The organism is Methanosarcina sp. MSH10X1, assembly GCF_004099695.1.
Classification (GTDB): domain Archaea; phylum Halobacteriota; class Methanosarcinia; order Methanosarcinales; family Methanosarcinaceae; genus Methanosarcina.
This window is the reverse complement of the sequence record NZ_SCHL01000002.1, coordinates 125,995-141,392: the sequence shown is the minus strand read 5'-3', so window position 1 is coordinate 141,392 and position 15,398 is coordinate 125,995. Positions and strand designations below refer to the sequence as shown.

General features: G+C 44.5%; 14 protein-coding genes. 10 read left to right on the top strand and 4 right to left on the bottom strand.

Annotated elements, in window-relative coordinates; genetic code table 11:
- Window positions 1–195: 195 nt before the first annotated feature.
- On the bottom strand, window positions 196–693 hold the full coding sequence (locus EQO05_RS02270) for a stage III sporulation protein AH (protein WP_240664287.1): 498 nt from the start codon (window positions 691–693) through the stop codon (window positions 196–198).
- 282 nt (window positions 694–975) lie between these two features.
- Between EQO05_RS02270 and EQO05_RS02265 the strand changes: the two genes are divergently transcribed.
- Both EQO05_RS02265 and EQO05_RS02260 read left to right on the top strand, forming a co-directional pair.
- On the top strand, window positions 976–1,458 hold the full coding sequence (locus EQO05_RS02265) for a hydrolase (protein ID WP_128503372.1): 483 nt from the start codon (window positions 976–978) through the stop codon (window positions 1,456–1,458).
- A gap of 67 nt (window positions 1,459–1,525) precedes the next feature.
- Complete coding sequence (locus EQO05_RS02260; RefSeq protein ID WP_240664286.1) at window positions 1,526–2,566, top strand: class I SAM-dependent methyltransferase; 1,041 nt, start codon at window positions 1,526–1,528, stop codon at window positions 2,564–2,566.
- A gap of 131 nt (window positions 2,567–2,697) precedes the next feature.
- Here the strand turns inward: EQO05_RS02260 and alaS are convergent, their stop codons facing one another.
- A complete protein-coding gene (alaS, locus tag EQO05_RS02255) occupies window positions 2,698–5,481 on the bottom strand; it encodes an alanine--tRNA ligase (protein WP_128503370.1) in 2,784 nt (927 codons plus the stop codon).
- Between the two features lie 467 nt (window positions 5,482–5,948).
- Complete coding sequence (locus EQO05_RS02250) at window positions 5,949–6,209, bottom strand: YhbY family RNA-binding protein (RefSeq protein ID WP_128503368.1); 261 nt, start codon at window positions 6,207–6,209, stop codon at window positions 5,949–5,951.
- Window positions 6,210–6,721: 512 nt separating this feature from the next.
- On the opposite strand from EQO05_RS02250, the gene EQO05_RS02245 reads away from it, so the two are divergent.
- From EQO05_RS02245 to EQO05_RS02235, 4 genes are all read left to right on the top strand, one after another.
- The gene (locus tag EQO05_RS02245) at window positions 6,722–7,513 is read left to right on the top strand and encodes a winged helix-turn-helix domain-containing protein (protein WP_128503709.1); all 792 of its coding nucleotides are present in this window, start codon (window positions 6,722–6,724) and stop codon (window positions 7,511–7,513) included.
- A 310-nt stretch (window positions 7,514–7,823) separates the two neighbouring features.
- On the top strand, window positions 7,824–10,040 hold the full coding sequence (gene feoB / locus EQO05_RS02240; protein WP_128503367.1) for a ferrous iron transport protein B: 2,217 nt from the start codon (window positions 7,824–7,826) through the stop codon (window positions 10,038–10,040).
- Window positions 10,037–10,204 carry a hypothetical protein gene (locus tag EQO05_RS15370; protein ID WP_164888444.1) on the top strand — a complete coding sequence of 56 codons (168 nt, stop codon included), beginning with the start codon at window positions 10,037–10,039 and terminating at the stop codon, window positions 10,202–10,204. The genes feoB and EQO05_RS15370 overlap by 4 nt, the downstream gene beginning before the upstream one ends.
- Window positions 10,198–10,449, top strand: coding sequence for a FeoA family protein (locus tag EQO05_RS02235; RefSeq protein ID WP_205793677.1), 252 nt, complete (start codon window positions 10,198–10,200; stop codon window positions 10,447–10,449). Before EQO05_RS15370 ends, EQO05_RS02235 begins: the two co-directional genes overlap by 7 nt.
- A gap of 75 nt (window positions 10,450–10,524) precedes the next feature.
- Here the strand turns inward: EQO05_RS02235 and EQO05_RS02230 are convergent, their stop codons facing one another.
- A complete protein-coding gene (locus EQO05_RS02230) occupies window positions 10,525–11,064 on the bottom strand; it encodes a molybdenum cofactor biosynthesis protein B (protein WP_128503708.1) in 540 nt (179 codons plus the stop codon).
- A gap of 226 nt (window positions 11,065–11,290) precedes the next feature.
- Here EQO05_RS02230 and EQO05_RS02225 point away from each other — a divergent pair, with 226 nt between their 5' ends.
- The 4 genes from EQO05_RS02225 to EQO05_RS02210 all read left to right on the top strand — a co-directional run bounded on the left by EQO05_RS02225 (window position 11,291) and on the right by EQO05_RS02210 (window position 15,301).
- Window positions 11,291–12,412, top strand: coding sequence for a DUF1786 domain-containing protein (locus tag EQO05_RS02225; protein WP_128503363.1), 1,122 nt, complete (start codon window positions 11,291–11,293; stop codon window positions 12,410–12,412).
- Between the two features lie 345 nt (window positions 12,413–12,757).
- A complete protein-coding gene (locus tag EQO05_RS02220) occupies window positions 12,758–13,279 on the top strand; it encodes a 50S ribosomal protein L16 (protein WP_128503361.1) in 522 nt (173 codons plus the stop codon).
- 33 nt (window positions 13,280–13,312) lie between these two features.
- Window positions 13,313–13,921: a translation initiation factor IF-2 subunit beta gene (locus EQO05_RS02215; RefSeq protein WP_128503359.1), complete on the top strand. Its 609-nt coding sequence runs from the start codon at window positions 13,313–13,315 to the stop codon at window positions 13,919–13,921.
- A gap of 153 nt (window positions 13,922–14,074) precedes the next feature.
- Window positions 14,075–15,301 (top strand): radical SAM protein, encoded by a 1,227-nt coding sequence (locus EQO05_RS02210; protein ID WP_128503357.1) that lies wholly within the window; start codon window positions 14,075–14,077, stop codon window positions 15,299–15,301.
- The last annotated feature ends 97 nt before the right edge of the window (window positions 15,302–15,398 follow it).

Here is a 15,398-nt window from a genome sequence, read left to right as displayed (position 1 = left end):
ATTCGTGAGCAAGATCCACTAAAACAAGGATTGAAACTTAATCGAAAAGGGAGTAACTTTTAAAACTTTAAATATTCGTGAGCAAGATCCACTAAAACAAGGATTGAAACTTTTGCAGGCCTGCTCTCGGGGATAAGGAGAACATCCATTCGTGAGCAAGATCCACTAAAACAAGGATTGAAACCCCGATCTTCATCAATACCAATCAGACAAGGTTTCAAATTCCCTGCTTGCTTTTCTTAGCTTAAGACCTTTTATGTTCGTGACTCTGTCTATTTCAGACTCGTCTTCGCTAAGAATATAGCTATCTCTTTCATGAGCTGTATTTACCAGCCATGGTTTACCACTCTTATAAAAACTCAAATCTTCGGGAAAATCACACTGCACCCATCCATATAATGAATTTGAAACCTCTTTTATTATCTCTCTGGCTTCCGGACTGGTATGGTAATGATAAACATATGCAAGACGCCCACATCCAAGTATTGTGCCTGGCCATTCCGATTGCTTTTTCATTTCTATTAAATGATCATTTAGTTTTTCCAATATGGACTTACCTTTATCGTTTAATTTAATTTCTTTACGTATAACGAGAGTAAATTCATCACATAAATCAAAAGCCAGATCTATCAGGCGCCTATAAACATCGTTTTTGGGTTCAGAAGTAATATACATCAGGTTTCTCTCATACATCAAGTTACTACTCCGTAAAAACTGATTTAAGATCATATCATGCAAATGCGATTAAACAATTAATTAATCAAAGAAGTTTTTGAATAATACAGAGAGATTCTGGCAAAAGAGAACAACTTTGTATGAAATTATTTATTTAGTTATTTAGTAGATACTTAGTACTTTCTCTAATCTATTCATTTTTGCTGGTTCTTTGCTATATCAAGAAGAAACTTCGCGATAAAAGCTAAAACCAAAGCCTAAAATACCTCAAGAAGTTATTATTTAACAGGGTGAAAAATTATGAGCAGCCAAATTCAGACTCAGGAATGTTGTCCTCGGTTTGATCCCGCCCCCTGGGACGGGAAAGTGTTTGAATGGAACAATAAGAAATTCATTAAAGATTCGGTTATTACGCAGTTTTACATGCCTCTGAACTTTGGAGAGGTAATAACGAGGATGATCGAGAAAGTTGCAAGGGAAGGGGCAGAAATGCCGGACTGGCTCTGTCTGTCGGACCATACCTCGGAAAGTAACATGGATCTTTATCTGGCTGTTGATAAAGAGGTTGTCAGCGCTGAAAACGTAACACTCAGCGGAAAATTTCTGAGCAAAGTGTATGAAGGGAATTTTGAAAAAACCGCAGAGTGGTGCAGGGACTTTGAAGACTATGCCGAAGGCAAGGACCTGGAAATTAAAAAATGGTATATGTGGTATACAACCTGTCCCGCCTGTGCTGAAAAATATGGGAAGAATTATGTCGTGATTATTTCTGAAGTAGAATAAAAACTCAACTATTCTTTTTTTCAGTTGCTTTTAAATCCCATAAACTATCTACTATTTCCTGATCGACGTGGCACGGAGAAAACAATTTGAAAAGCCCCTGCATGGGGATAAGGAAAGCCTGCGCTTCGCAACCCCTGAGCCCATTGCCCGCTACAGGGCACAGCGCCTTAGAGCCGGAACTCTTGCTGACATTAGCTGCGGGATAGGAGGGCAGACCGTCTTTTTTGCACAGCAGTGCGAGTTCGTATATGCAGTGGAAATCGACCCTAAAAAAATCGAGTATGCGAAACAGAACTGCGCGATGTACGGGCTTGAAAATGTGAAATTTATCTGCGGGGATGCCCTTGACCCGAAGGTTATTGAGCAGATCCCGGCTGTTGATGTAATATTTTCGGACCCCTTCCGCCCGCCCGAAGAAAGCGAAAGGCAGGTCTCAAGCCTTGAGCCGGGGATTCCGAATGTACTGGCTGCGTATGGGGAGAAGACCCGGAATTTTGCCTTTGAAGCCCCGCCCCAGATGCCGCCTGAAAGGATTCCTTTTGACTGTGAAAAAGAGTATATATCACTGGACGGGCAGCTCAATCGGCTTACCCTTTACTTCGGAGGGCTGAAACAGTATGACCGCATGGCTGTGGCTCTGCCTGCAGGAGAAGGGCTGGTTCCAAAGCCGGGGGCACTCCCACAGGTAAAGGAAACTGAAAAAATGAAACTCTGCGCCTATGAGCCTGAGCCGTCTGTGGTTGCAGCCAGGCTGTTACCAGAACTTGCGGAATCCATGATGCAGGTGGCAGGGCCTTTTATGGGAGCTTTCGAGCTCTTCAGGATTGACAAAAAGAGGCTTTTACTGACCTCGGATGCCCTGATAAAGCAGTCCATGATCAAAAATCATTATCTGGTGCTCAAAGTCTGTCCTTTTGAACCAAAAGAGATCAATAAATTCCTGAAAGGCCGGAATATCGGGAGTGTTGTACTCAGGGCAGGTGTGAAGCCCGAAGATTACTGGGAAGTCAGGAACGAGGTTGAAAAGGGCCTCGAAGGAAATAAAACCGTACATCTCTTTGTAAAAGACGGAACTGCAATCCTTTGTGAAGTTATATTTAATGACTGAAAACAGGGCTGGCTTGAAAAATTTAAGAGAGAAAAATTGCCAAAAATTGAAAAAACGAGAAAAATAAAGAAGAAATACCGGGATTCAAAAACCCGGTAATTTCAGACTTAGCTGTAGACTTCGGTCCGGATTTACCTGCAAACTTCCTTGCAGGCTTCTTTTACAAGTTCAAGCCCACGGGCAAGTGCGTCCTGAATTCTTGAAGGGTCCGTTCCACCGCCCATAGCAAGGGCAGGCTTTCCGCCTCCGCCACCACTGACAAGCTTTGACATCTCGCGGACAAGGCTTCCGGCATTGATTCCACAGTTCAGGGCTTTTTGTCCGGCAGACGCAACGACTTTAACTCCTTCGACATCGCTTACAAGAAGAGCTACCACATCTTCTTGTTTCAGGAATTCAGTGGCGATCTTCTGGAGTTCAAGGGAATCAGCCCCTGGAATGAATTCGGCAATAACCTTGAGGCCGGCAACCTCGGAAGCTTCTCCAAGCAAACTGTAAACTCTGGCGCGGGCGAGTTCTTCCTTGAGTTTCTCATTTTCCTTTTTAAGGTCTTTCCATTCCCCGAAGAAGCGCTCGACACTTGCCGGAAGCTGTTCGGGAGGCACGCTCAGGGTCTTTGCGGAGTCAGTCAGCAGAGAATCCAGTTTTTGCATGGCACGCACGGCTGCAACGCCTGCTGCAAACTCAATTCTCTCCACGCCGTCCTGGATTCTCTCGGTCTTCAGGATTTTAATCGGGCCAATGATACCTGTACTGACACAGTGCGTACCTGCGCAGGCTTCCACATCGTCTCCGACCTTTACAATCCTGATCTTATCTCCCGGAGGCACTCCTCCCTGATAGAGCCCAAAGCCATATTCCTGCTCAGCTTCAGTCCTCGGCATCCATTCCGTGATAACCCGCTTGTTTTCCATAGCCGTGAGGTTTGCCAGAAGTTCGATTTGCCTGATCTCTTCAGGGGAGATATGTTTGTAGTGTGAAAGGTCAAGCCTTGAATGATCCTCAAACTTCTGGGCACCTGCCTGCCAGATGTGTTTTCCGAGAACCTTCCTGGCTGCATCGTTTACTATATGCGTTGCCGTGTGATGCCTCGCAAGGGTCATCCTGCGCTTTTCGTCCACCTTGCCAGTGACAATATCGCCTTTGGTAATCTCAAGCTCCTCATCAGGATTTTCTACAGTATGTACGATTACGCCGTTGTAGACCTGGACGTCCTCAACCCTGTACACCGCATACCCTGCACTAATTGTTCCTATATCCGCAGGCTGTCCTCCGCCTTCAGCATAGAAGAATGTGTTATCCAGTACTATATGGTTGTCAAAGACATCCAGCACAACAGCCTCGAATTCCAGCCGAGTGGGTTCGTCATAGAAACTTCGCTTCGTCTTGGGGAGGTGCTTAATCCGGTCTGCAAAAGGAACAACTTCCGTTTCCTTTTCTTCGGCCTTGTTATGCAGTTCACCAATAATGGAATAAAAATTGTCAGGGAATTCTACACCTACCCCGATTTCGGCTGCAACTTCTTTTGCCATTTCGGGCGGGATTCCGTGGGAATCATAAAGCTCGGTTAACTGGGATAGAGGAATCTTTTCCCCGGACTTCTTGAAATGGGACGCCGATTTCTGAATGATCCTGCGGCCTCTCTCCATTGTATTGTTGAATTTCTCTTCCTCAGACTCCAGAATATCCTGTATGACCGGGAAATTATCCCTGAACTCCGGATATTCCGGCATATTCTTTATATGCATATCCACGATCTCGGAAAGAGGAGTACGGATATCAAGATCGCCCATCATTCGTAAAGTCCGCCTGAGGACAAGCCTGGCAAGATACCCTGCCTTTACATTTGAGGGAATAATTCCGTCCCCAAGCATGAAAGTCAGACAGCGTGTGTGGTCAGTAATTCCATAGACCTTTTCTACGGGTTCCATTATAGCCGAGAGCTTATCCACAGTCATTCCAATACTTGAGGCAACCTTTTTCCTGAGTTCCATAAGGTTTGCCTTTTCGCCGACATCCATGAGCCCTGCGAGCCGAGCGTTCTGAGCCAGGATGTTTGCGTACTCGGAATTATCAAGTTCATGCTCAAGCCCTGCAAGTTCCATGAGCTCGTTTACTATGCCAGGGAAAAGCGCATCATAAATCGTAGGGGAACCCTTTGAAGCCCAGACAAAACGTTCAAGCCCGTATCCCGTATCCACGATGTAGTTGTCCATCTTCGAATACGTCTCACCCTTGATCAGGATATCGCCTTTTTTGTCGGCTTTCAGGTCCATGAAAACAAGGGTAGCAAGCTCAAGCCCGTGTACGATGACCTCGACACAGGGTCCTGCATTTCCTCCGCCTGCCCAGGGCTCTTCCTTGTAACTTACGGCAAAAGGATCTACTTTAAGCGAGTTCAGGAGCTCGTCGCAGAGTTCCAGGGTGTGTTCTTTCCAGTAAATCTCGTGATCCCTTTTATTAAAGGTATGATGTGCCATCATCTCAAAGTTTGTAAGATGGCGTCCACTCCTGCCCACTGAGTCCAGGTCATTCAGGCGAATACAGGGCTGGGAAATTGTGAGGGGATTTGCAGGCGGGGGAACCTGCCCTGAGGTTACGAAAGGCTGGAAGTCTGCAATGGATGCAATGGTAAGATAAATGTCATCCCTCCAGCGGGCAACTACAGGATAACGATCAATTCTTGTATGACCCCTTTCCTCAAAAAAGGAGAGGTAATACTCACGCATCTGGGAGATATCAAATTCCCTGGAAAAGACCGGGCTCCCTATAAAAGAATAAGGATCGCAGGGCGCATCTCCGCATGTCTTTCGATCAAGGTCGCGTGTCCAGAAGAACTTGCCGCATGACTGGCACTGCTTCCGGACGAACCCGTTATTTTTGAAAAATTCAAGTTGATATTCATCTTCAAGCATAACAATCTCTCCGGAGGGTGGGGGTTTGCTCTGCCCTGATGTATCTGAAAACAAAAGGAGAAATACCCCAACTCAACCGTTTCAAGGAACTTCCAGGCACTTTAAGTGCAAATATGATGGAATTTTAAGTTCATATACGATAATTCCATTTATTCATCCGTTAACTCTTATACAACTTATAGGGGGATTAACCTGAAATAATGAAATATCCGTAATCGCATGCGAATAATTTTGCAACTCGAAGTTGCTTTTGCAGCATAAATAACTTACCAACATAACGAGATAACAACAATTTTATATTAAGCAACTGCATACATATAGACTTTAACCTATACAGGTATTCTACGGAAAAACCTTATTCTTCATTTTAAAAAACGGGGAGTTATTTTTACGAAATTGAAGATAGGCAGGATATGGGGAGGTTCGCTAAAAATCGGAGTCAGGAAATAGTTCCTGCGCCTGGATTCTTATCTGTACAGAACTACAGTCCTTCCTCGTACCTCGATAAGGGTGGATCTTGTAGAAGCTGCAATTTCTTCCGCGATAGCCTGTAAATCTTTTCCTTCTTCCGCACTCTTCAATACCCTTACCTTTACAAGCCTGTTAGCTTTTATCTGCTTATTCAGTTCTTCGACCAGAGTGTCCGTTACCCCGTTCTTCCCGATATTAAGAATAGGGGAGAGCTGGTTTGCTTCGGCTTTCAACCTGTATAACTTTTCTTTCTCCATTGCCTTTCCTCACATTGGCAGGTGTAAACTCATTATGCCAATTATGAAACACTTATATTGTTACTCATATTATTATAATTTTATTATGAAAAAATTATACGATTAATAATAAAAAGATTACTTGCTTCTGAAAGTTATTTGTCATTTATCCGGGATTATTTACAATTCATCCGGATTTCTCCCTTTTCTCACCAGCACCTATATCAACGTTTCCTAGTAAATCCGGAAGAAGTCAGTAAACTTTCCAGATTCAATCTGGCAGTCAGCCAGGCTTCGTAACTCGAACTGGCACTCAGATAAAAAGGAAAATAAAGCCTATAGCAGGACGTCAGTCCGTTAGTTCGCTAAGTTTTACTGTCCTCATAATTTTATAAGCAGCAGACCGGGATCTTTAAACAATTTCGACACATTTATTAGCAGTCTGGCACTCATTAAGGATTATAAAAAACGTAACCGTAAAAACGTAACCGGTGAACGGAACTTTTTTTCTAATTCAGGACGGCGACTGTAAAATGAATTCCGGCTTGCTTGATCTTATCCTGTTTTCAGAGAAGAGAAAGGATTTTCTTCTGCTCCTAAAAGAAGGCCCAAAGGATATTGAAGAGATACTTGAGAAACTTCAGGTGCCCAGAACGGCTCTTCTTCCGCAGATAAAGAAGTTGAAAGAAGAGGATCTGGTAATACATGAAGACGGATTATACCGGCTCAGCACAATAGGGGAAATTATTGTAGAAAAAATGCAGCCCCTGCTTGATACTCTGTCAGTGTTCGAGAAAAATGAAGATTTCTGGGCTGACCGGAAGCTTGCCCCTATTCCGCCCCACCTTGTAAAAAGGATCAGTGAACTTGGAGATTATCGCCTTATAGAACCGGACCTGAGCCATACATTTGATCTGAATCCGGAATTTGTAAAGTACCTTTCAAATTCAAGCTGTATACACATCTTTTTTTCTTATTTCCACCCTCAATTTCCGGCGCTTTTTCTCAACCTGGCGAAAAAGGGCATTGAAATTTCCCTTGCTCTGAGCGAAGCTGTATACTTACGGCTTATAGAAGATTTCAAGGAGGAAGGGAGAGAATTCCTCAAAAAGGAAAATACAAGCCTTTACATCCTTGAAAAAGAAAAAATGGAGATTCCTGCACTTATTACTGCGGTTGACAGGATAATGATTCTAGGCTTGTTTAACGAGAGCGGTAGGTTTGATCGTCAGTATGTGATAAGTCTCGAACCGCAAGCAATAAAATGGGGAGAAGAACTGTTCGAATATTACAGGGACATGAGCAGAGAAGTTGAAATTAAATAAACGGCAACATAAGACCCTCAAGTCGTTGGCTCGTAGGTATAAACTGAAGATTTAGTTAAAGACCTAAGCTAAAATCTAATTTTAAGATTTAAAAATTAAATTAAAAATTAAATTAAAAATTAAATTAAAAATTAAATTAAAAATTAAATTAAGAGTTAAGCTAAAAACTTTTTATTTAAATTTTACAAGTATCTGTTTTCCGGACAGGCAGTTTGAGAGAATGGCTCAATTGCATTAGCCTTAAATATTAGGTACGCCTAAATGCGAATAAATCTGAAATTAGGTCTACCTAAAAAATGAGAGCAAAAGTATGAAACTGCCAGTTATCTGTCCTGAAGGAGAATGTTGTTGCGGAAATAAGGGGTGTGCTCCGGGAAAAGGGCTTCCGAAAGTTGTACTCATCGGGAATCCTAACGTTGGGAAAAGCAGCCTTTTTAATGCCCTCTCCGGAAGCTATACACTGGTTTCCAATTATCCGGGGACCTCAGTCGAAATCAGCCGTGGGAAGACAAGGATAAGAGAAAGGGAATACGAGGTCATTGATACGCCCGGAATGTACTCCCTGCTTCCTGTAAGTGAAGAAGAGAGGGTCTCCCAGCTTCTGGTTTTTGAGGAAGAGCCTCTTGTTTACCTCCACGTGCTGGATGCCCGTAACCTCAGGCGCATGCTCTCTTTTACCTTGCAGCTTCTTGAAGCCGGGCTTCCTCTTATCCTTGTGCTGAACATGATGGATGAGGCTGAAGAAAGGGGAATTGAAATCGATATACCTGAACTCAGTCGGATTCTCGGAATCCCGGTAATCGGAACGGTTTCAAGCGAAGGGAAAGGAGTAGAAGACCTTAAAACTGCAATCTCGGAGTATAATTCTGAATACTATGCCCTGAGTATCAAGAAATTCCAAAAACTCGATTACGGGATAGAGACCGAACCATACATCGAAGCCGTTGAAAGTCTGCTTGGTCACGCAAAAGAAACCGGGATTTCAAAAAGAGCTATCTCACTCCTGCTGCTTCAGGAAGATAGGACAGCCCTTGAATATCTGCCCGGGGCTGAGAAATCACCCGAATACGGGAGAGCAGGTAACGGAAAAAACTATGAAGAAATCCTGAAGCTTATAGAAGAAGCTTCAAAGTTATCAGCAGTCCCCCTTTCCTACTTCTTCACGCTGAAACGTCAGGAAAGTGTAAACGGAATCGTGGAACAGGTTATGGAAATACCTGAGAGGATGGAAAGGGAAAACCGCGTAAGAGCTGCAGTAACATTGACAGGGAAAGGCAGCTGGAAAAAAGGACATTCTGCCTGCACAGGACAGGAAAAAGTTAAACCCGAAAAAGAAACAAAGCATGCAGGACCAGGTAAAAAGAAAAGGACCCAGCAAAGAAATATTGATTTCTCTGAGAAAATAGACAATATTCTCATCCATCCTGTGCTCGGTATACCTGTACTATTTCTAGTCCTGTACTTCGGGCTCTACCAGTTTGTAGGCGTCTTTGCAGCCGGGACTGTTGTTGATCTTCTGGAAAACACGGTATTTGGAGAATATATAAACCCGCTGGTAACTTCATTATTTGAATCCTTTGTGCCCTATCCTGCCTTGCAGGACCTCTTTGTGGGAGAATACGGAATCTTTACCCAGGCGGTAACGTATGCAATTGCTCTCATACTTCCTATAGTTGGAGCCTTTTTCCTGGTATTTTCTATCATTGAAGATACCGGATACCTCCCAAGGCTTAGCCTGCTACTTGACAGTATGTTCAAAAAGATCGGGCTCAGCGGAAGAGCAGTAATTCCTATGGTGCTTGGATTTGGCTGTTCCACAATGGCTACTATGGTCACCAGGACCCTTGAGACGAAAAGGGAAAGACTGATTGCGAATGTTCTGCTGGCACTTGCAATACCCTGCTCGGCACAACTGGGCATAATCCTTTCAATCCTTTCAGGAAATCCGAAAGCACTGCCTATCTGGGCAGGTGTTATAGTGCTTGAGTTTATCCTGATAGGCTACCTGGCATCAAGAATCCTGCCAGGAGAAGCCCCTACATTCATACTTGAAATGCCTCCTCTAAGGCGTCCGAAACTCTCGAATATACTGGTGAAAACCTACTCAAGGATGCACTGGTACTTCCTTGAAGTCCTGCCCCTTTTTGTTGTGGCAAGCATTCTGATCTGGATAGGAAGATTGACAGGCATTTTTGACCTTGCCTTAAAAGTGATGGAATACCCGACAGTCTGGATTGGCCTGCCTCCCAACGCGGCTGATGTCTTTCTCTTCGGCTTCTTCAGAAGAGATTTCGGGGCAGCCGGACTTTACGGGATGTATGATTCAGGACTGCTGACAGGTTTGCAGCTCGTAGTTGCAGCCGTCACTCTGACCCTTTTCATGCCCTGCATAGCCCAGTTTATGATGACAGTAAAGGAGAGGGGATTGAAAACAGCCCTTGTAATCTCGGGATTCATTTTCCCATTTGCGTTCCTCACAGGTTTTATTGTAAATACTTTACTGACCGCGCTGGGGGTAAGCCTGTGAAGTGTCCTCTTTGCGGAAACGAATTTGAGAAAGCTGACGAAACGAAATGTACCGGCTGCGGAAAGCTTCACAGCTGCAACAAGCAGTGCTGTCCCAACTGCGGATACGAACTTGTAAAAGAAGCAAAGATAATACAATCTATAAGGAAGTTTTTAAAATGTTAATGGAAAGCTCACACCTTGCCCTGAAAACTACAACGCTCTGCGCAATGGAGCCCAGAAAGACCGGAAAGATCTCACACCTTGAGACTAAAAACCCCGGCATTTTGCAAAAGCTTGTATCAATGGGCATTCTGCCAGGCATGCCCGTTACTTTGCTCCGGCGCTCTCCGTCATATCTTTTTGAGGTGGATCAGACAAGGTATGCCGTTGACAGAGAGATTGCAAATCATATTTACGTTAGCTATTGATCCGCCAGCTTATGGAAAGATCAGGTAGAGGTAACAAAAAACTGCCATAAAAACGAGCAGGGCAAAAAGGGAAGCTCATTCCCTTACATGCCTGACAATATGCCCGGCTTCAGGGATGAGAATTTCAGAAAGGGCCAGCCTTACGGCATTTGGCGAACCAGGTAGGCAAAATACCGCTTTTCCTGTAATTACGCCTGCTGAGGCTCGTGTGAGGATTACGGACGTCCCTATATCTTCAAGACTTTTGTACCTGAACAGTTCTCCGAAGCCCGGGATTTCCTTCTCAAAAAGAGGAGTTATAGACTCGATTGTAAGGTCTTTTGGTGCAAGCCCGGTGCCCCCGCTTGTAATTACAATATCTGCGGAACTTTCAAGCGCGGAAAGCACAGCTTCTATTACCTGGATTTTTCCATCGGGAACGAGCCTGTAGAATGTGACTTCATGGTTAGCCGCTTCAAGAAGCTCTTTCATAGCCTTTCCTGAAAGGTCTTCAGCTTCTTCTGGCGAGGCAGAATTTCCGTACTTTTCATACCTGGAGGTAGAAATCGTAATCAGGGCAAAAGAAAAGGATTTTTTTGCTTTTTTTTTGTGGATTTCCGGGGTGGATTCTTTCATGAAAATAACGCTCTCCATTTTTGATACTTTATCCGGCTTTCTATTATCTGAAATTCTATTATCCGGATTGCTGTTTATATGTTCCTGTTATCCAGTTTTGTACTTACTTCTACTTGCCTGCCTATAGTTTAATATCTTGTCAGCCAATGCACAAACGCTCGCCCGTTTGATCCGCGGCTTGACTGGCCGGACCAAATATTAATACCTTATCAGCCAATGCACGGGTATGCGTATACTTGCAGCGGACATAGGAACAGGTACGCAGGATATCCTGCTTTTTGATTCGGAAAAAGAGCCGGAAAATAGCCTGATTATGGTAATGCCTGCTCCGACCAGGATTATTGCAGAGAAGATTCGGAAAGCGACTAGAGAAGGAAAAGCAATAGTGCTTACCGGAAACATAATGGGTGGAGGGCCTTCTGCATTTGCCATCCGGGCTCATCTGAAGGCAGGTTTTCCTGTATATGCTACTGAACAGGCTGCTCTGACCATCCATGATAATATCGAGAAGGTGAAGGCTTTTGGGGTTCGGATTGTTACGGAGGAAGAGGCAAATCAGCTTACGCGTGAAGGGAGCGCACTGAATATTATTATGGAGGATTTCGATCCGGAATCGGTTTCGTCCGCACTTTTGGCTTTTGGGGTTTACATGCCTGAAAACTATGCTGTAGCAGTGCAGGATCACGGGAATGCTCCAGATAAGAGCAACAGGGTCTACAGATTTGAACTTTTCAAAGAGTTTATTGACAGGGGAGGAAAGCTTGAATATTTTGTATACACGCCTGAAGAAATTCCTGAGGCTTTTACCAGAATGAAAGCTCAGGCAGATTCCCTCCTTAAATTCGTGGGGAGGCCAGATACCCGGGCTGTCTTTATGGATACCGGCCCTGCAGCTATCTTCGGGGCTCTTACCGACCCTGCCGCAATTCAGCCTTCGCTCGTGGTTAATATCGGTAACGGTCATACTCTGGGTGCCCTTGTGACCGAAAACAGGATCACAGCGCTTTTTGAGCATCACACTTCCAGTATGAACCCGGAAAAGCTTCAGGACTATATTATAAGGCTTGCCGACGGGAGCCTGGGTTTTGACGAAGTATTTGAGGATGGAGGGCACGGGGCGTATGTAAGGGAGGCTCCAGGCTTTGAGCAGGTTAGATCTATAATGGTCACAGGCCCGAAAAGGGAGATGCTTGAAAAGCTTTCAGAGACCGGGGTCAGGAAGGAGATATCAAATAAACTGCATTTTGCCGCACCTTTTGGAAGCATGATGCTTTCAGGCTGTTTCGGGCTGCTTGCGGGATTCTTTGAAAAATATCCGGAACCATCAATAAAATTTATAAACCACTAAGTAGTAGGGAGTAAGTCACATACGCCCGGAATATGCAAACTTTCAGGGGTTACGAATTTCAAGCAAAATCTCAGGCCCTGATACTTTTAAAGGGCAAAAGGGCAAGGGAATGCAATTTCCTGCTAAAATCCGCCAGGACCGGTTTACAGATAAATGTAAATATAGGCAGGTATCTCTATATGCACATATCTCATACTGAGTGGTTTGCTAAACGGTTTTTTGAGAACTTGATGCAAACGTTTATATGCGGAAAGCAATCCGTTACAATAAATTTCGATTAGACTCGATTAAACTGAATTAAACTAAACTAAGTTAAACTCATTATCTTTCAGGAGAATCAAGCTTATGGTACGAAAGCCAGGAAGTATGTACAGAAACGTAAGGCAGCGCTCATTTACCAGAAGAAAATACATGGGCGGTGTTCCAGGCAGTCAGGTTATTCATTATGACATGGGAGACAAAGCAAACACTACCTTCCCGATAAGAATCTCCCTGCTTGTGGAAGAAAAGTGCCAGATAAGGCACACTGCGCTTGAAGCAGCCCGTATTACAGCGAACAGGCACCTGACTTCAGATGCCGGAAAGATGGGCTTTTACATGAAGCTCCGTGTTTATCCCCATGAAGTACTCAGGGAAAACAAGCAGGCTACCGGCGCTGGTGCTGACCGTGTATCCAGTGGAATGCGCAGGGCTTTTGGAAAGAACGTAGGTACCGCAGCAAGGGTAAACCCGATGCAGAAGATCTTTACAGTGGCTGTTGAAAAGCAGAATTTTGAGGCCGCAAAGAAAGCTCTCTGGCATGCAGGGCAGAAGCTGCCAACCCCCTGTAGAATCGTTGTCGATCGAGGGGCAGAACTGGTACAGTAATCAGTTAAATGCTAACATCAAAAGGAGTATAATATGTACGATTACGAAGAGCTTTTGAACCGTGCAATGGCAAAAATGCCTGACACCGAGACTACGGATGCTCGATTCGTAATCCCTGAGCCCAGGCTCTTCTCCGAAGGCAAGACCACAATTCTGGAGAACTTCGGAAATATTGCAGATATCCTTAACCGGGACCCTGACCACCTGATGAAATATCTCACAAGGGAACTGGGGACTGCAGGGAAAATAGAAGGCACACGCGCAGTCTTCCAGGGAAGGTTTACGAGAGCTCAGCTTTCAGATAACATTCAGGCTTATGTAGACGAATACGTTATGTGTTCGGAATGCGGACGCCCGGACACCCAGCTTGTCAGGGTGGAAAGGGTACTTATCCTGAAATGTTCGGCTTGCGGGGCTCACAGACCTGTCAAGAAGAGAAAGGTCAGCAATGTGGTTGTCAGGGATGCTATCGAAGAAGGCGGAACCTATGAGCTCCGGATCGATGCTGTCGGGTCCAAAGGTGACGGGATAGCAAAGATCGATAAGTATACGGTTTTCGTGCCCGGAGCCGCAAAAGGCGACGTGGTCAAAGTAAAAATAAAGAAAATCAGCGGAAACCTCGCCTTTTCAGAAAGGGTCTGAGGTTTAAGTTTATTTTCTAATATAAGTATAAATACACTTAAGGCAGCTCAGGCCGATTACATCAGTTCTCGTGCCCGAGCATTTAAAATTCTTCTTTTATACTATTAACCATTTTCAATCAATTCTTTTTAAAAAGACTTGCTGTGAGGAGAAATGACTTCTGAAAAAAAGGATGCGCCGGAAGTTTCATTGAAAAAAATTGCAGCAGAGGAAAAAAATATAGAAATCCTTTCAATGCCCGGGCTATCAGTAAACCTTCGGTATGCAGTGGAGAACCTGGAGCTTACGGCAAGCGGGACCTTGAAAACAGCTTGCAATCCTATTCTGAAAAAGATAAATTCCCGCCTGAAAGAGGAAAAGCTGGCCCTTGTGAAGGAAGACAGGGTAATTCCCTCAGCCTGGCTTCCACCGATACCGGGCCCGGTCTTCAAGCGCCTTATTTTTTCTGAGATCCAGATTGCTCTCGGGAGATACATTCCTGAAACCGTATCCATTGAACTTACCCGCCAGAACAGCTCAGTATATGCGTCAGGGACGGTTGCAGACGAGCTTGATGCGAGCACTGTAAAGAGAATAATAGATGAAGCCCTTGAATACGGCACTTTCATTATCACATTTACCGAGAATGACCCCCTGCTGCGTGAAGAAATTTTTGAGCTAATCCGGTACGTGGACAAAAAGCGGGCTATAGTAAACTGTTCAACCTGGGGCACGGACTTTTCAGCAGAGACCGCCTCCCGCCTTAAAGAAGTGGGGCTTCATTCCCTGATGGTCGGGATTTACTCCACTGACCCCAAGAAGCACGATGCTGTCCGAAAATCCGAAGGAGCATATGAAAAAGCGGTTTCTGCCGTAAAACTGGCACTTGAAGCCGGGCTCATGGTTGTAATGACAACACATGTTTCTCCCTCAAATATTCAGGAGCTCCCGGCTCTCTACGCCCTTGCATCGGAACTTGGAGTCCATGAATTTTCGGTATGGGAATCCATGCCGAAAACTAGGAAAGAACCTGTTATTACGGATGGAGACCGAAAAACCATTCTTGATATGTACCAGAGAATAAATGCCAGCCCGGACGGCCCGCGCATGTTTGCGAATACTTATTTCGAAGGGAAAATGTTGAGTGCGATGGAAGGCAGGCGCTGGATGCATATAACGGCTGACGGAGATGTAAAACCCGGTCCTTATCCGCCTTTCAGTTTTGGGAACATAAAAGAGGAATCCTTAAAAAACGCCTGGCAGAAAATCAGGAGTTACCCTTACTTCCAGAAGCAGAAAAGTTTGAGTCCTATGCATGATCCGGAATTTCTTAAATTCGTTGACAGGATTCCGGCAGGAGCAAAGTTACCTTATCCTTTCGAAAAAGTTTGTGGAAAGTGAAGTTGAATAAGCTGTTCATGGTATCCTTTTACTGCGTTTCTCTCTGGCATATTTAGATTCCTTTAAGCCTTTTTTTCAATCGGGCGGTGCCCGAAGA